At 39.9% G+C, this 16,569-nt stretch carries 17 protein-coding genes; 16 read left to right on the forward strand and 1 reads right to left on the reverse strand.

The annotated features are described in order from the left end of the window. Positions 1–41: 41 nt before the first annotated feature. Entirely contained in the window at positions 42–278 is a 237-nt protein-coding gene (locus ABE65_RS04565) for a transporter suffix domain-containing protein (RefSeq protein WP_066391818.1), read from the reverse strand. A gap of 205 nt (positions 279–483) precedes the next feature. Between ABE65_RS04565 and ABE65_RS04570 the strand changes: the two genes are divergently transcribed. The 16 genes from ABE65_RS04570 (at position 484) to ABE65_RS04645 (ending at position 16,562) form a co-directional block, all read left to right on the forward strand. Beyond that, complete coding sequence (locus tag ABE65_RS04570) at positions 484–990, forward strand: NUDIX hydrolase (protein ID WP_082861291.1); 507 nt, start codon at positions 484–486, stop codon at positions 988–990. A gap of 1 nt (position 991) precedes the next feature. Beyond that, entirely contained in the window at positions 992–1,393 is a 402-nt protein-coding gene (locus ABE65_RS04575) for an HIT family protein (RefSeq protein WP_066391829.1), read from the forward strand. A gap of 53 nt (positions 1,394–1,446) precedes the next feature. Then, positions 1,447–2,292 carry an aldo/keto reductase gene (locus ABE65_RS04580; RefSeq protein ID WP_066391833.1) on the forward strand — a complete coding sequence of 282 codons (846 nt, stop codon included), beginning with the start codon at positions 1,447–1,449 and terminating at the stop codon, positions 2,290–2,292. 271 nt (positions 2,293–2,563) lie between these two features. Beyond that, on the forward strand, positions 2,564–3,226 hold the full coding sequence (locus ABE65_RS04585; protein WP_066391834.1) for a type 1 glutamine amidotransferase domain-containing protein: 663 nt from the start codon (positions 2,564–2,566) through the stop codon (positions 3,224–3,226). A gap of 242 nt (positions 3,227–3,468) precedes the next feature. Further along, positions 3,469–4,815, forward strand: a complete 1,347-nt coding sequence (locus ABE65_RS04590; protein ID WP_066391836.1) for an aspartate aminotransferase family protein — start codon at positions 3,469–3,471, stop codon at positions 4,813–4,815. A gap of 9 nt (positions 4,816–4,824) precedes the next feature. Next, positions 4,825–6,318: a pyridoxal phosphate-dependent decarboxylase family protein gene (locus tag ABE65_RS04595; RefSeq protein WP_066391839.1), complete on the forward strand. Its 1,494-nt coding sequence runs from the start codon at positions 4,825–4,827 to the stop codon at positions 6,316–6,318. Then, positions 6,315–8,102, forward strand: a complete 1,788-nt coding sequence (locus tag ABE65_RS04600) for an IucA/IucC family protein (RefSeq protein ID WP_066391844.1) — start codon at positions 6,315–6,317, stop codon at positions 8,100–8,102. Before ABE65_RS04595 ends, ABE65_RS04600 begins: the two co-directional genes overlap by 4 nt. A gap of 16 nt (positions 8,103–8,118) precedes the next feature. After that, positions 8,119–8,670 carry a GNAT family N-acetyltransferase gene (locus tag ABE65_RS04605; RefSeq protein WP_066399759.1) on the forward strand — a complete coding sequence of 184 codons (552 nt, stop codon included), beginning with the start codon at positions 8,119–8,121 and terminating at the stop codon, positions 8,668–8,670. Then, positions 8,645–9,994 carry a lysine N(6)-hydroxylase/L-ornithine N(5)-oxygenase family protein gene (locus ABE65_RS04610; RefSeq protein WP_066391846.1) on the forward strand — a complete coding sequence of 450 codons (1,350 nt, stop codon included), beginning with the start codon at positions 8,645–8,647 and terminating at the stop codon, positions 9,992–9,994. The genes ABE65_RS04605 and ABE65_RS04610 overlap by 26 nt, the downstream gene beginning before the upstream one ends. Continuing rightward, on the forward strand, positions 9,970–11,175 hold the full coding sequence (locus ABE65_RS04615) for an MFS transporter (protein WP_066391848.1): 1,206 nt from the start codon (positions 9,970–9,972) through the stop codon (positions 11,173–11,175). Before ABE65_RS04610 ends, ABE65_RS04615 begins: the two co-directional genes overlap by 25 nt. Then, on the forward strand, positions 11,159–12,964 hold the full coding sequence (locus ABE65_RS04620) for an IucA/IucC family protein (RefSeq protein WP_066391850.1): 1,806 nt from the start codon (positions 11,159–11,161) through the stop codon (positions 12,962–12,964). The genes ABE65_RS04615 and ABE65_RS04620 overlap by 17 nt, the downstream gene beginning before the upstream one ends. A 278-nt stretch (positions 12,965–13,242) precedes the next feature. Further along, positions 13,243–13,641 (forward strand): DUF2500 domain-containing protein, encoded by a 399-nt coding sequence (locus ABE65_RS04625; protein ID WP_066391853.1) that lies wholly within the window; start codon positions 13,243–13,245, stop codon positions 13,639–13,641. A 17-nt stretch (positions 13,642–13,658) separates the two neighbouring features. Next, the gene (locus ABE65_RS04630; protein ID WP_066391855.1) at positions 13,659–14,462 is read left to right on the forward strand and encodes a GNAT family N-acetyltransferase; all 804 of its coding nucleotides are present in this window, start codon (positions 13,659–13,661) and stop codon (positions 14,460–14,462) included. Next, positions 14,452–14,757: a DUF2087 domain-containing protein gene (locus ABE65_RS04635; RefSeq protein ID WP_066391857.1), complete on the forward strand. Its 306-nt coding sequence runs from the start codon at positions 14,452–14,454 to the stop codon at positions 14,755–14,757. Before ABE65_RS04630 ends, ABE65_RS04635 begins: the two co-directional genes overlap by 11 nt. 23 nt (positions 14,758–14,780) lie before the next feature. Beyond that, positions 14,781–15,794, forward strand: a complete 1,014-nt coding sequence (locus ABE65_RS04640; protein WP_066391859.1) for a phosphotransferase enzyme family protein — start codon at positions 14,781–14,783, stop codon at positions 15,792–15,794. A gap of 81 nt (positions 15,795–15,875) precedes the next feature. Next, the gene (locus tag ABE65_RS04645; RefSeq protein ID WP_144703720.1) at positions 15,876–16,562 is read left to right on the forward strand and encodes a YqcI/YcgG family protein; all 687 of its coding nucleotides are present in this window, start codon (positions 15,876–15,878) and stop codon (positions 16,560–16,562) included. Positions 16,563–16,569: the final 7 nt, after the last annotated feature.

Genomic DNA, 16,569 nt, shown 5'->3' on the forward strand with positions numbered 1-16,569 from the left:
TCACCTACTATAATGATGATCCTCATTCGCCGCCAAATCTATTAAGAGGGATCGTCGTTTTTTTGGCCTCTTCTCCAATACTTTTGAATGAAGTTTTTTACAATATCTTTTCCTGCTAATAGCGCACCTAGCCAGAAGAAAACTTCTCCGCCGATAAATAATCCACTGACGATGGCTGTTTTAACGCCTGCACCCAATGATAAGAAAGGTATGACCGGTATTAGAATCCACAGAACGAACGAAAGTATAATAAAAGTTATTCCGATTTTCTTTTTCAATGCAATCTCCTCCATAGCTAGTCACACGTAATACGAAAGAAATGACATAAAGTTTCCTTCTTATTATTCTACCAAACGATTAGAAAAAATTTCCACTGTGCATTTAAATATTAACTGGATGGTATTACCAGATAACTCTTAGTTGAAAATGTTTCCAAGTTTGGATAATGTTAAGGGGAAACTGGTGTAAAAGGGTGGGGTAATCTTGAAAAAAGAACTTGTCTATCAGAGCAGAGATAAAGAGATTGAAGTGTTTGAAGATGAATTTGGAAGTATCACGTTAAAAGAGATGCCTTATGAAGCTGCTGTAATGGTCGCGTTAGAGAATGATTCTCTCATATTGATCAGCCAATATCGACCTGCAGTAGATCAAGTTATCATTCAACTACCAGGTGGTGGAATGAACGAAAATGAAGATGCGATGGACGCGGCTAAACGAGAATTGCTTGAAGAAACAGGTATCGTGTGTGGAGAAACGGTTTTCTTAGGAAGTATCCAGCCTAGTGCGTGTTTGAGTAATACCGTTACGCATGTTTATTTTACAAAAGATATTGTGGAATACAGATCTCAAATGCTTGAAAAAAAGGAAGCGACGATTCAAGCCTTTCACATTCCTGTAGATCGAGCATTCCGTAATATTGAACAGGGGCTTTGGAAGGATAGTGAATTAGCACACGGATTATTATTAGCTAGGTTGAAAGGGTGGATTTAGGGTGAGTTGTTTAGGATGTGAATTGGCGAATAAAGAATTACCGATACATACGGTGTTTGAAGATGAGTGGGTAACATGTTTTCTAGACATTGATCCTTTTAACGAAGGACACACGTTAATTGTCCCTAAAAGACATGTGAAGGAATTAACGGAGCTTACGGTTGAAGAAATGAACGCTGTGATGGATGCTGCAAAATACATATCGAAAAAGCTAGAGAACAGTTTTAACCCTGATGGGATTACGATCAACCAAAATGGGGGAAAGTTTAGTGATCTCACTCATTTTCATATGCACGTGATTCCGAGGTATGAAAACGATGGATTTACGTGGAGTGAATCGACGATCTTAGATAATGCTTCTGAACGTTTAGCCGAAACAGCAGGTAAACTTCAAAGAGTGTAATGTTTTTAACTTTATAAAGATTGTGCCACAATGTGAACAAGGAGGGATTCACTATGCCAAGCAGTATTCATGATCGTGCCGTTCTACATAATGGTGTTCAAATGCCATGGATTGGTCTAGGAGTTTATAAAGCTGAAGATGGTGATGAAGTCATCCAGTCCATAAAGTGGGCGCTCGAAGCAGGTTATCGAAGCATTGACACAGCAAGCCTTTATAACAATGAAACGGGTGTCGGTCAGGCAATCGCCGAATCCAATGTTCCAAGAGAAGAACTCTTTATTACAACAAAAGTTTGGAACACTGACCAAGGCTACGAAAAAACCTTAGCAGCCTTTGATGCCAGTTTAGAAAGACTAGGGTTGGATTATGTGGATCTATACCTAATCCATTGGCCAATGCCTGGAAAGTATAATGAAACATGGAAAGCACTAGAGAAAATCTATAATGAAGGCCGAGCTAAAGCGATCGGTGTCAGTAACTTCAAACAACATCATCTAGAAGATCTGATGAGAGATGCAGAGATTAAACCTATGGTGAACCAAGTGGAATACCATCCTCGTTTATCTCAAGAAAAATTGTTAGCGTTCTGTAAAGAGCAGGGTATCCAATTAGAAGCCTGGAGACCTCTTTTAAAAGGAGAGATCTTTGAGGAACCAACCTTGGTAGAGCTTGCTGATAAATACAAAAAATCCGTTGCTCAAATTATTTTACGATGGGATCTTCAAAACGGTGTGGTTACGATACCTAAATCAGTAACGCAGCATCGGATTGAAGAAAATATTGAACTCTTTGATTTTGAACTATCCAATGAGGATATGACGCGTATCTCTGCGCTAAATCAAGACAAACGTAACGGGGCAGACCCTGATGATCCGGAGTTTTATAAACAGTTTGAGTGATTAGTAAAAGTCTTCCTATTGTTAGGAAGGCTTTTTTTGTGGATTAGTACTTAAAGGCCGTAAACAAACATTTATAAGCCTTCAAAATAATTTATAGTCCCTAATGATAAATTTATGGTCCTTCAAAAAAATTTATAGGCCATAAAAATCAGTTTATAGGCTTTTCGACAAAGCAACCGTTTAAATTCGCTCCCTTCTATATTTTATCGTGTTTTAAATCATTAGATTCGGGAAAAATGATAAACGTAATGTAATGAAAGGGAGTGTAACAATGACAAAACGAGTATTGATCGTCGTCACAAATCATCAAAACATCGGTAATAACAAGACAGGGCTATGGTTAGAGGAGTTTGCGGTTCCTTTCAACGAGTTTCGTGACAAAGGATATGATATTACGGTAAAAAGCATTAAAGGTGGAGATGTTCCGCTAGATCCGAACAGTTTAGAAGGTGTGGATAAAGAAACCTATAAGGAAGCACTGGCACAGCTGGAAGGTACTGCAGAACTTACTTCTGAAGATGCGACGAGCTATGATGCGATCTATCTACCGGGCGGTCATGGTACCGTATTTGATTTTCCAAAGAGTGATGCTTTAAAAGAAGTAGTAAGTCAGATGGCACAAACTAATAAAGTAATCGGTAGTGTCTGTCATGGTCCTGCTGGACTTACAACGGCAACACTTAAAGACGGTACACCAATCGTAAAAGGAAAAACAGTTACAGCCTTTACGGATGAAGAGGAAGAAGAAATGAAGCTAACGAAAGAAGTACCATTCTTACTCGAAACAAAGCTTCGTGAACTTGGCGCAGAGTTTCAACGAGCAGGAAAATGGGAAGATTTCGCGGTAACAGACGGCACACTTGTTACAGGACAGAATCCTCAATCGAGTAGAAGTGTAGCGCTTCGCATGATTGATGTATTGGATAAACAATAGAATTTTTAATGTAAGGGCCAGCCTAGAGCTGGTCTTTTTTTTGTTCATTTAAAGAAAAAACTTAATTTAGTTATGAGTCTTTAGACCTAACATCACCTAATAGCAATAAAAGAACCTGGAAAGAAATTAGGGATAATTTATCATTGACGATGATAATCATTATCAATTAAGGTTATACATGTAATTAGTAATGAGAATCATTTTCATCTAGGCGTCAGATTATCCATTAGGAGGAATAAATGATGAGCATGTTACAAATAGAGATGAACGAAAAATACTTAAAACAACAAGAGAAAAGAGAATCAAATGCAAGATCTTATCCACGTCGAATTCCCATTGCCATTGAGGAAGCAGAAGGAATCTATGTAAAAGATGCAGATGGGAAAACATATATCGATTGCCTAGCAGGAGCGGGGACGCTTGCCCTTGGTCATAATCATCCGGTCGTTATAGATGCAATTGAGAAAGTGCTTCATGACAAGCGTCCGTTACATACACTGGACTTAACAACGCCAGTAAAAGAGGAGTTTGTAAGTGAAGTGTTTGATAGCTTGCCACCAGAATTCGCAAAACGTGCAAAGATTCAATTCTGTGGCCCCACTGGTGGAGACGCAATTGAAGCAGCGATTAAGCTAGTAAAAACGGCAACAGGAAGAAGAAGCATTCTTTCTTTCCAAGGAGGCTATCACGGAGCTACACACGGAACGATGGCGCTCTCAGGTAACTTAGGGCCGAAACAGAACGTGCAAGGCTTGATGCCGGATGTACATTTTATGCCATATCCTTACGAATATCGTTGTCCGTTCGGAATCGGTGGAGAAGACACGTGGAAAATCAGCGCTAACTATATTGAAAATCTTTTATATGATCCAGAGAGTGGAATCCTTCCTCCAGCTGCCATGATTTTAGAAGTCGTTCAAGGAGAAGGAGGATCTATTCCTGCACCAGTTGAGTGGCTGCGTGAGATCCGCCGCATCACGAAAGAGCGCAACATTCCTTTGATTATTGACGAAGTACAAACCGGAATCGGACGTACAGGCGAACTATTTGCTTTTCAACATGCGGGAATCGTGCCAGATGTTGTCGTTCTTTCTAAAGCAATCGGAGGTAGCTTACCACTATCTGTTGTGATCTATGATCGTGAACTGGATAAATGGGGACCTGGTGCACATATTGGAACGTTTAGAGGAAACCAGATGGCGATGGCTGCTGGAACAGCGACTCTCCGTCATATTAAGGATAATAATTTATCACAGCATGCTGCTGAACTCGGTGAGAAGTTAATGCTTGAACTTTCTATACTGCAAAATGAGATTCCTGAGATCGGTGATGTGCGAGGACGAGGATTGATGGTAGGTGCAGAAATTGTGAATCCGCGAATTCCAACAGGATTAAAAGGAACCTATGCTGCAAATCCTGAACTTGCTAGCCGAATTCAACGAGAATGCTTTAATAGGGGCTTAATTCTAGAAGTAGGTGGAAGGCATGGAAGTGTTGTAAGATTCTTGCCACCACTTATCATCACAGAGAAACAACTGGACGAAGTAATCGCCATTTTCACTGATGCGGTCAGAGCCGCACTAAAATAGAGGTGCTAGATGAACACAACTGATTTTGATCGCTTTTTCCTTAATGATAGTGAAGCAGGAATACAAAATTTTCAACAGATCATCCTTGAAACTGAAGCCCTGTTAAGTAGGTTTTATAAAAATAACTCTGATGCTTATACCGGTGTGTTTCCTACTGAGATCGAGAAAGAAATAAACGAACTATCACTCACTTCAGAGAATGGAGAGGAAAGTGGAAAGGTTTTAAACGATGTTTTAGAAAAGGTTGTAAAAAACAGCATACATGTTTCTCATCCGACGAGCATGGGCCACCTTCATTGTCCACCTCTTATCTCAGCCATCGCAGCTGAATTGATCATCGGTACACTCAATCAATCTATGGATTCGTGGGATCAAAGCTCAACGGCTACTTATTTAGAAGAGCGGTTGATCAAATGGGTAAGTAACAAGCTTGTTCTTCCCTCTTCAGCAGATGGGACATTTACGAGTGGTGGTACGCAATCGAACTATATGGGGCTGTTACTCGCTCGCGATTTCTTTTGTGATAAACGATGGAATTGGAATGTTAAAGCTCAAGGATTGCCAGCAGATTCCCATAAACTCCGTATTCTATGTTCAGAGGATGCCCACTTTACCGTGAAGAAGTCAGCTTTTCAATTAGGGCTAGGTGAACAGGCAGTCATAACAGTTGAAACGGATGAGCATAAAAAGATGAACACAGCTAAATTAGTCCAAGAAATTCAGCGCTTGAAGAATGGCGGACTTATCCCGATGTGTGTTGTTGCAACTGCGGGAACAACGGATTTTGGCAGTATCGATTCAATTTCAGAGATTGCAGAGATCGCTCAAAACAATGGATTATGGCTTCATGTTGATGCAGCCTACGGTGGGGCGTTACTTCTGAGTAAAAAGCATTTTCATAAGTTAGCAGGAATCGAGCAGGCAGATTCTATTACGATCGATTTTCATAAGCAGTTTTATCAACCAATCAGCTGTGGTGCTTTTTTTGTAAAAGACAAAACAAATTTTCACTATATCGCACATCATGCAGACTATTTGAATCCTGAGAATGATGAAGAGGATGGCCTTGTTCACCTAGTGAGCAAATCGGTTCAAACGACAAGGCGTTTTGATGCGTTGAAGCTCTTCATGTCATTACGCATCGTTGGAGAAAAGAGCTTTGAAAACATGATTGATTATACGCTTCATCTTGCAAAACAGGCAGCAGGTGTAATGGATAAGAAACCTCATATCGAAGTGTGTAATATAAATCCAGAAATCAACGCGATTGTATTTCGTTATTCTGATGCCGCACCAGGTTCATTAAATGAACTGAATACGTATATCTACAAAAGAATTCTTCATTCAGGAACAGCTCTAGTCGCAAAAACAAAAGTGAAGGGTGAAGTCTTTTTAAAGTTTACATTACTGAACCCACGAACAACAATCGTGGATATTGAAGATATCCTTCATACCATTTCTCAATTTGCTTTAGAGTACGAAAACAGGGGGATCACCCAATGATAAATCATAAACAACAAGCAGAAAATGCAAGCATACAGAGTTTTTTAAACTGTTATCTTCGAGAAACACAAGCGTTGGAAGAAGTCTACGAAGCGGTAGATGATTTGAATTGGAGTGGGGAGACACCGAACAGATGGGTAAAGATCGAACTTAGGAATCAAGGTTCAGCGATCTATGCGGCAATTAAGCATTGGTCTTTAACAGGCAGACATCTGTTCCACTTTCCTATTCTTTATCAAAACAATGAAAACGTGATACCACTCGATTATATTTCGCTTGTTTCTATTCTTTCAAAAGAATTGTTGCTAAAACAAGATCGTGAGGATGCAGAGGATGAATTGATGCTGCGGACGATACTCAGCAAAAGAAACATACAACGGTACTTAGAAGCGCGTGAAGATGACTTCGTGAGTCTAGAGAGCAGTGAGTTTACATTCATTGAAGCAGAGCAGTCCCTTTTGTTTGGTCATCTGCTCCACCCAACTCCGAAAAGCAAGCAAGGAATGAGCGATGAAGAGGAATCTCTCTATTCCCCAGAGCTTAAGGGAAAGTTTCAGCTCCATTTCTTTCAAGCGGACAAGTCGATTATTGATCAGGATACGGCAGATGAAGTGACGGCGGAAGAGATTACTAGAGAGCTTCTGCAACGAGATGAGAAGTTCGCCAAACAGGTGGAATACGATGATGAGTCTGTCTTCATACCGGTTCATCCTTTACAAGTTCAAGTTTTATTGAATGATTCATTTGTTCAATCTTTAATCAAAGACGGCAAGTTGAGCTACATCGGTCCGTTCGGTGAGCTGTTCTCGGCCACATCTTCTATGCGTTCTGTATACAGTTCAAATTTTAAATATATGTTCAAGTTCTCTGTACCCGTGAAAATTACTAACTCTCTGCGCGTTAACCTGGAAAAAGAACTGCATAGAGGGGTAGAAGTTTCTCGACTTCTGCAATCAAAAATTGGACAAGAGATTCAGGAAATCTACCCATCGTTTCAGATAATAAAAGACCCGGCATTCTTAAATATTCCAACAGATAAAGAGACTTCAGGCTTTGAAGTGGTGATCAGAGAGAATCCATTTTACGAGAATGAAAGAAATGCAAGCTTAATCGCTGGGCTTTGTCAGGATCATGGTTTTGGAGGAAGCTCTAGAATCGCTTCAATCATTCATGACATTGCTCAAAGAGAGAAAAGAACGACAGAGGAAGTCAGCAAAGATTGGTTTCAGCAATATTTATCAATCGCACTAGATCCGATGCTGTGGCTGTACGAAAGATACGGTGTAGCACTTGAAGCACATCAGCAGAACTCCATCGTCCAAATGGAGGATGGCTATCCGAAGCGTTTTTATTACCGTGATAATCAAGGCTACTATTACAGTGAATCAAAAGCCGACCTGCTCGTTGAACAGCTTCCGAATCTTAATCGTAAGAGTGTAACGATCTGCAGTGATGAGGTCGCGATCGAACGGTTTCGTTATTATTTTTTCATGAATCACTTATTCGGTCTGATTAACGGTTTTGGAGTAGCAGATCTTATCGAGGAAGAAGACCTTATGGACATACTACGTCATCGTCTGATGCACCATGATACGTTAACAGACAAAAAGTCAGGATTGATCAGGAGCTTACTGGATGCTGATGAACTTCCTTGTAAAGCGAACTTACTTACGCGTTTTCATGATATGGATGAGCTTGTTGGTTCTCTGGAAACACAGTCTGTCTACACGAAGATCCCAAACCCATTACAAAAGGTGATGAAAACAGATGCAGCCAGAATTTAGTTTCTATGATCAGACCATCCAAAAGACGTTATCGTATGTAAAAGTAGATTTGGAGCGGGATGTATCACTTCTTCATAAGTGGCAACAGCAACCGTATGTGATTCCATACTGGAAACTGGATGTCTCATTTGAAGCATACAAAAAGCATTTAAATTCTTTCCTGGCAGATCAGCATCAAACGCTGTATTTGGGCTTAATAGATGGAGTTCCGATGAGCTATTGGGAAGCATACTGGGTAAGGGGAGATGTGGTGGAAAGGTGCTATGATCCACATCCGAAAGACCAGGGAATTCATCTTTTGATCGGAGAAGAATCCTATCTTGGAAAGGGTTACGCACTTCCTTTATTGCGTGCAATCGTACATTTTCAGTTTTTATCGAAAGGGACTGAAAAAGTAATCGCTGAACCGGATATTCAAAATGAAAAGATGATTCATGTATTTGAAAAGTGCGGCTTTGAAAAAGTAAAGCCGATCGAATTGCCGGATAAGACCGGGATGCTCATGTATTGCTATAGAGAAACATTCGAGAGGAGATGGAAAGATGTCTTTCAAACCATCACAACATAAAGAGATCTATGACATCATCGGTGTCGGCATCGGTCCATTTAACCTAGGACTTGCAGCGATGCTAGATGAAACAAAAGGTAAAAAAGCACTCTTTTTTGAAAAGAAAACAGAGTTTAACTGGCATAGTGGCATGCTGATCGATGGCACAACATTACAAGTACCATTCTTTGCGGATCTAGTTAGCATGGCAGATGTGAGAAGCAAATACACGTTCTTAAACTATCTGCAAAAACATAATAGACTGTACCACTTTTATTTCTTGGAGAACTTTCATATCCCAAGGAAAGAATACAACCACTATTGCCGTTGGGTAGCGAGTCAGCTTGATTCTTGCCAATTTGGTATGGGAGTGGAGCACATTCAACCGGTTGAAGATGGGGAGAGTTCTGTATACGAAGTGATTGTAGCGTCTTTAGAAACTGGAGAAACAGAGACGTACTATACAAAGCATCTTGCTGTTGGCATCGGTACGATTCCTTCTGTCCCTTCTCATTTAGAGAAGAAGCTTGGTGCAAGAGTCATCCACTCTTCACAATACTTAGATCGAAAAGAAGAACTTCTTAATGCAAACTCAGTGACAGTCGTAGGCTCTGGCCAAAGTGCAGCAGAAGTGTTCTATGATCTGGCGCAGATTCAAGATAATGACTCTTATTCACTAAACTGGTTCACACGATCAAAAGGATTTTTCCCGATGGAATATTCGAAGCTTGGACTTGAGTATTTTTCACCAGATTATACGAATTTCTTTTACAATCTTCCTTCTTTGAAGAAGGATGAACTTTTAAAAAAGCAAGACCTTCTCTACAAAGGAATCAGCATGGACACGATCGCTGATATTTATGATCTGCTTTATGAAAGATCAGTTGGACAGCATAAACCTGATATCCATCTGCAGGCGATGACCGAACTTGTTCATCTTGAAAAATTTGAAGACAGTCACTTGCTTACCCTGCGTCAGAACGTAACAGGTGAAGTATTTGAAATGAAATCTGATGTGATCGTGTTAGGCACAGGCTATGCCCCGTCTTTTCCGCATTTCTTAATGAAGATGCAGGACCAGATTCAGTGGGATTCTAAGAACCGCTATCAGATTACTAGCGATTATCGATTGAAGACGATGGGACTTCAAAATAACCATATCTTTATTCAGAATGGGGAGCTTCATACACACGGTGTAGGTGCCCCAGACCTTGGACTTGGCGCACATAGAAACGCAGTTATTATCAATACGCTATTTGAGAAGGAAATGTATCCTGTTACTACAAAAAATGTGTTTCAGAATTTTGGAACGGAATCTTCATGGAAACCAGCAACCGTTCGTTAAACGTATTTTTATTAAGCTGTGTTTTTCTGTTCGTATGCACAGAAGTATTGCTATCACCTTTTTATCCACAATTTTTTAAAAAGGTGTATGGCATAGATGATCCAGACCTGACAGGGTTCTACATTATGACGTGCAGACTCGTCGTTGTGGTATTTACTCCCATATGGGGTTTGATCGCACACAAAAGAAATAACAGCTCTACACTGTTGATCATCGGACAATGGGGAACAGGGATCTCTTGCTTTCTGATGGCGATCTCACCAAGCTTTGAAATGTTTGTAGCAGCAAGTGTACTTCTATTGATTTTTAAGAGCAGCTATTTTCTGTTGTATACCATTCTAATTTCTGAGAATCGAAATTCTACAACAGGAACAGCAGCCAGCTATCATGCCGTATTGCAAGGTGCGATTGTCACAGCGACGATTTTGTCTGGATGGGTTATTGAAATGGATCATCCATTATTGATCTTTTGGATCGTCGGAATCATTGAATGTTTAATGGCAGTCTTCAGCCTACATTTCTTAAGAAAAGTAAACAAAAACAGAATGGTAGAACCAGAATTAGAACAAACCAATCATCGTAGCTTAGTAACTCAATTCTTGTTTTTTGGAATCATCGTTTTAACGCTTCATCTTGCAGTAAATATGATTCGGCCTTTTTTTACAACATACACGGAAAATGTGTACAGCACGAATACGATGATGAGCAGTTCGTTGTATTTGATTCCCAGTCTGATGGCAATCGTCACATTGCCGCTCATAAAAAAATACAGTGAACGGTTAGGATGGTACGGCTATGTTGGTGCGGCATCCATGATCATTGTTGGGTTGTTTCTTCAAGGAATCGAAACGAGTATCGCGGGACTCATCTTTTTCCGCTGTATGTTCGGTATAGGGGCGGCTTGGTGTCTTGCGAGAATAGATGTATTTCTCTTTAAGTGGAGCGGAAATATGCATGGAGATTATAGCAAGATCTCTGCGATTCAAAATGTAGGGTTGCTGCTAGCTCCAGTCGCGGCATCCTCCATAGTGAATAACCTTTCGATTTCAGACGTGTTTACTTATGCTAGTTTGTTCGTTGTTCTACACTTATTCATTTTTTTATGGGGAACGTACTCGAGAGAAAGAAACAAAGGAAAATTGCACATACATAAGGAGGAAGAAGATGCTTTATATAAATGAAACAGAGTCCATGTTTAAAAAAGATACATGGAAAAAAGTGAACAAAAATCTGTTAGCGAAGATGCTTGCAGAATATATGTATGAAGAGATGATTTTCCCAGAGCAAGAAGATGAGGGATATGTTTTTACAGTGAATGAAGAACGCAAATATCGTTTCGCAGCCGAAAAGCGTTACTTTGAAAGCTTTGATGTAGATTCAGAATCAATCGAAGTGCTTGAGAATGGTGAATGGAAATCTGCAACAGATGCGATTCGTTTCTTAATGGATATTCAGCCGTTGATCGGCATGTCATCCGAAACAGCAGGTCACCTTATTAAAGAACTGAATCATACGCTTATTGCGGATGCAAATCTACTAAACAATCATAAAAAAACATCTGATGAACTGGTTGATCTTGATTATGCTGAGCTTGAGGGAGAAATGTCAGGGCATCCATGGATCACGTATAACAAAGGTCGTATCGGATTTGGTTTCGATGACTATAACAAATACGCTCCTGAGAATCAGAACGAAACGAAACTGTTCTGGATTGCCGTTCATCGCGATCGTGCTCAGTTTCAATCTGTACAGGAACTTCACTATGAAAAACTTTTAATGAGAGAACTAGATGGTGTTCTTGTTCAGCGCTTCAATGAGATTTTACGAGAAAAAGGAAAATTACCTCTCGATTATTATTTTATGCCGGTACATGAATGGCAGTGGAATAACGTATTGATACAAAATTTCCCGCGGGATCTAGCGACAGGCATGATCGTTCCATTAGAAGAAGGAACCGATCATTACTTGCCTCAACAATCTGTTCGAACGTTTGTTAATGTGACAAACCCGATGAAATCTCATGTTAAGCTTCCGATGAGTATTTTAAATACGCTCGTGTATCGAGGACTTCCGTCAGAACGAACACGGATCGCACCTCGCGTTACAGAGCACATCAAAGGAATATTTGAGGGTGACAGTTTCTTACGTGACGAATGTGAAGTCGTACTTCCCGGAGAGGTAGCGAGTATAAATGTTGATCACCCTCACTATAGCGAGCTAAAGGGAGCACCGTATCAATACCTCGAGATGCTCGGAACAATCTGGCGCGAAAGTATCTACACGTATCTAAAAGACGGTGAACAACCGATTACGCTTGCTGCCCTTCATCATGTGGATGGAAACGGAAAGCCTTATGTACAAAGTCTGATTGAAAAGTCTGGGTTAACTGCTGACGAATGGATGAAGAAGTTCTTCGGTGTTGTGATGCCGCCGCTGCTTCATTTCCTTTATCAATATGGAACAGTCTTTTCGCCACATGGTCAGAACACGATCTTAATTCTAAAAGACTATCAGCCTGAAAGACTAGCGGTTAAAGATTACGTAGATGACGTGAACATCTCGGATCAGCCATTCAAAGAGTTAGAGAGTGTAACAGAAGAACTGCACGCTGTATTAAGAAGTGAACCACCTGAAGGATTAACGCAATTTATTTTCACGGGACTATTTATCTGTCATCTTCGTTATCTGTCAAACGTTATGGTGCGTAACAAGTTAATAGAAGAAAAAGCGTTCTGGTCACATTTGGTAGACAGTATTGAAGCGTATCAAGCGAGATTTTCACATCTAGAAGAGCGTTTTAAGCTGTTTGATTTCTTTAAACCAGAGCTTACAAAGCTATGTTTGAACCGAAATAGGATGGTAGATTACGGTTATGGAGATGGAGATGACCGTCCACACGCCTCCGAGTTTGGAAAAGTACGAAACGCACTCTATGAAATTCGCAAAAACAAAGAGATGAGTTTTCAATAATTAGAAAATGAGGACTTCCTTGGTGAAAAGGAAGTCTTTTTTGTGTGTTGGGGGTGGTGAGAGGCGATTTAGCGGTGGAAAGTAACTTCGTTCAGGTGGTTATTACCATGTTACCGGTCGTCGCGACGTTACTTCAGGTGGAAATAGAGCATTTACCGGTGAACGTGTAACAGAAATAAAAATACGTACCGTAAAAGAACGGTGTTAAATCTGAAACTTCTATTTTTTCACTTTCGTATGTAATATTATGGTAAGTAAGTGATGGGGGGGAAGAAGATATGGAAGGTTTTGAAGAACCAGGATTTGGCGGCAGCGGAGATTTGATGTTTGATATCGTTCCCATTTTTATTGGTGCTGTCTTTGTAATCGTTATAAGTGTTTTTGTAATTGTCATCGTGAAAGGAATCAGTCAGTGGAACAGCAATAATAAGCAGCCTGTACTTAATGTTGCGGCAAAAATGGTAACGAAAAGAAGCAAAGTAAGCGGTGGTTCTAATGATACGTCTGCTTCCACATGGTACTATGTCACGTTTGAAGTAGAGAGCGGGGACCGAATGGAGTTTCACGTTAAGTCAGAGGAATACGGTACGTTAGTTGAAGGTGATAGAGGAACACTCACTTTTCAAGGCACACGTTATTTAGGTTTTGAACGGAATAGGCAATCACAATCTCTATAAGTTGAGGATACAAACATATGAGAAAATTAAATCAAAGTGATCATGAGAACGTAATGAAACTTCTGAGCAAAAAGCCGGCAGAGAACCTGTTTACGTTGTGGGGAATAGAATCATATGGGTACGAAGCGGATATCCAGACGCTTTGGGGTCAGTTCGATTCCAGCGGTGATCTAATCGCTCTGCTATGTAAATTCAAGAACAAATACACACCTTATTGGGAAACAGAATGTAATATACAGAAGTTTGCGGACATCATCAATAAAGATACAAATGAGAAAGAAGTAAATGGAATTGAGCGCTTAACGAAAGAAATAGAACCATTTATTACAGACGGTTACGATAAACACGAAAGTTATTATTATGCTAAATGTGATCCCATACATGATCTTAACCATTCTGCATCTGTCAGATGTTTAAGCAAAGAAGAAATTCCTCAGCTCATCTCTTTTTATCAAGAAGTTCCTGAATTTAAGAGGGAGTATAATCCGGAATCATTTATTGATCAGATGAATAATGGATGGTCTAGGATATTCGTGATTGAAGAAGATAACAAGTTGATCTCATCAGCATCTACCGTTTGTGAGACATCTGTTGCCGCCATGGTATCAGGTGTCTGTACCCTGCCTAAGAAAAAGGGAAAAGGATTGGCAAGCATCTGTATAGAACACTTGATGTATAACCTTTTTCAAGAAAATAAGACACTGTCATTATTTTATGACAACCCAGAAGCTGGTCGTATCTATAAAAGGTTAGGCTTTAAAGACATCGAAAAATGGACAATTAATTTCTGTAAAGAAAGGAACAACCAAAATGACAACTAGTCTAGATAGTTATCAAAAAAGTGTATTGAACGCATTTTTAAACAAAGACGGGCGCTTAAAGAACATCCCTTCTCAAAAGAAGAAGAAGTTAGTGGTCTTAGAATACTTCGTTCAGCAATTGAACGACAATCAGTCCTATACGGAACGAGAGATCAATGAATTTATCAAGACGTATCATGAAGATTTTTGTACCGTTCGCAGAGAATTTATTGTGAACGGATACATGGACCGAGATGCCGGAAATTACATAAAAAGAGACGAAACGCTTTGGACAAAATGGCAGGAGCTTAAGTAACAGTTAGAAAGAAGTGAATAAAAGTGGAGACTGAGATATCGAATGAAAGTCTTTGGACTCATTTAAAAGAAGAGGTAGAAACCCGGTTTGGTTTTGAAGTGGATAAAGGAACACCAATCAATCGTGGGTGGCTCAATCAAAAATGGAAGATCGAAACGAATCAAGGCATTTTCCTAATAAAGCAATACAATAAAGAGCGAATGAAAAGGTACAATCTTTCAACGATTCAATCTGCTCTTCATACACAGAATAGACTGTTCTCACAAGGAATAGCGTGTCCGGAACTCTTGATGTACAAAGGTGAACTTTTACAGAAGTCAACACAAGGTGAACATTTTACCGTAATGCGCTTTATGGAAGGAAGCTTAGTCTCGCCAAGTAATCTTACGAGTAATCAAATCCAATCTCTTGGTGAGGAAGTTGGAAAGCTTCACACTTTATTGAATGATGGAACATTATCAGCGAAATCAGAAACGCTATTCAACATTCCTTCGATAGAAGAACGTGTAGAGTATTGGCAAAGCGAAATACATAAGTGTGATGAACAGGGATTAGATCATATCCGTTCTCTAATGGATTTACAAAAAACGGCAACCTTAGCGTTGGATATAAAGCAGTTTAATAATCTCACTCCTGGTTGGTGTCATCGCGATCTTTGGGTGGATAACTTGCTCTTTTCCGAAGAACATTTGTCTGCAATTCTCGATTTTGATCGAATGAACTATGACTATTTAGAATTAGATATCGGAAGACTGATCATCTCAACGTGTCTGCAAAATAATATGCTAAATCGTAAAGCTGTCCAGGCATTTCTTAAAGGGTACAATAATACAAATGAATTATCAGTTGAAAGATTAGTGATATCTTTAAGATTGGTTTGGTATATGGAAAGTACGTGGTGGATCGATATCCATCCTCATGAAGGAGACCCTCCAAAAAGATTTCAACAAGAAATGGTTTGGATGGCTCAGCATCAACAAGGACTAGAAAAAGAAATGGAAAAAAGAAGAAGTAATAATCATGTTTTAACAAACTAGCTTAAGGGAAATTCCTCATTAACAGATTAGAGGAGTGGTTGAGTGGAGACGAAACAATTGTGTTTGCTGAAAAAAGAAGATATGACGAATCCAGAAATAGTTCCAGCATGGGTGATCGAGGAGTATAAGACTTTCCATGAGACAGTGACGAACAAAACGTTTCCTTGTTATTTTGGAATGGCTGCTGAGAATAAGGGAGAATTGCGATATGCGTATGTGACGCATGATGACTGGTCGAATCTGCCTGAGGCAATACGAGAATTCAACAAACTTTTTGATGCACCTAAATTGATTCGTCACGGATTATTTGTATTTGTTGAGCCCGAGAAAGAAGAAAAAGATATTCCGTATTACCGTGATTATTTTTGGAAGATGCTTCAGTCATTGCATGAAACAGATAATCAACCTTGGCCAGAACATATACCGAAAGACCCGGACCACCACCTATTCGCTTTTTCATTTGATAATGAGCCTTATTTTGTATTCGGGAACGCACCTGCTTACAAACAAAGAAAAACAAGAGATCTTGGTAACAGTTTAGTCCTCGGATTCCAGCCTCGCCGCATTTTTGAGGGATTAGAGGGAACTTCACCTGGCGGAGCGATGTCTCGGGAAAAAGTTCGCGAGCGGGTAGAGAAGTGGGATAATCTTCCGAAACACCCGAATATCAGTCATTATGGGGACCCGGAACACCGTGAATGGAAACAGTACTTTATTGGAGACGATGTTGAACCGATAGCGGGAAAATGTCCGTTTCATCATAAATAGAACGTGG

The organism is Fictibacillus phosphorivorans, from assembly GCF_001629705.1.
Classification (GTDB): domain Bacteria; phylum Bacillota; class Bacilli; order Bacillales; family Fictibacillaceae; genus Fictibacillus; species Fictibacillus phosphorivorans_A.

Excerpts from the sequence above, each read along its gene's own strand:
- ABE65_RS04580 (WP_066391833.1), top strand. The coding sequence starts at position 1,447 with ATGCCAAGCAGTATTCATGATCGTGCCGTTCTACATAATGGTGTTCAA.
- ABE65_RS04585 (WP_066391834.1), top strand. The coding sequence starts at position 2,564 with ATGACAAAACGAGTATTGATCGTCGTCACAAATCATCAAAACATCGGT.
- ABE65_RS04590 (WP_066391836.1), top strand. The coding sequence starts at position 3,469 with ATGAGCATGTTACAAATAGAGATGAACGAAAAATACTTAAAACAACAA.
- ABE65_RS04595 (WP_066391839.1), top strand. The coding sequence starts at position 4,825 with ATGAACACAACTGATTTTGATCGCTTTTTCCTTAATGATAGTGAAGCA.
- ABE65_RS04600 (WP_066391844.1), top strand. The coding sequence starts at position 6,315 with ATGATAAATCATAAACAACAAGCAGAAAATGCAAGCATACAGAGTTTT.
- ABE65_RS04610 (WP_066391846.1), top strand. The coding sequence starts at position 8,645 with ATGTCTTTCAAACCATCACAACATAAAGAGATCTATGACATCATCGGT.
- ABE65_RS04615 (WP_066391848.1), top strand. The coding sequence starts at position 9,970 with ATGGAAACCAGCAACCGTTCGTTAAACGTATTTTTATTAAGCTGTGTT.
- ABE65_RS04620 (WP_066391850.1), top strand. The coding sequence starts at position 11,159 with ATGCTTTATATAAATGAAACAGAGTCCATGTTTAAAAAAGATACATGG.
- ABE65_RS04625 (WP_066391853.1), top strand. The coding sequence starts at position 13,243 with ATGGAAGGTTTTGAAGAACCAGGATTTGGCGGCAGCGGAGATTTGATG.
- ABE65_RS04630 (WP_066391855.1), top strand. The coding sequence starts at position 13,659 with ATGAGAAAATTAAATCAAAGTGATCATGAGAACGTAATGAAACTTCTG.
- ABE65_RS04635 (WP_066391857.1), top strand. The coding sequence starts at position 14,452 with ATGACAACTAGTCTAGATAGTTATCAAAAAAGTGTATTGAACGCATTT.
- ABE65_RS04645 (WP_144703720.1), top strand. The coding sequence starts at position 15,876 with ATGACGAATCCAGAAATAGTTCCAGCATGGGTGATCGAGGAGTATAAG.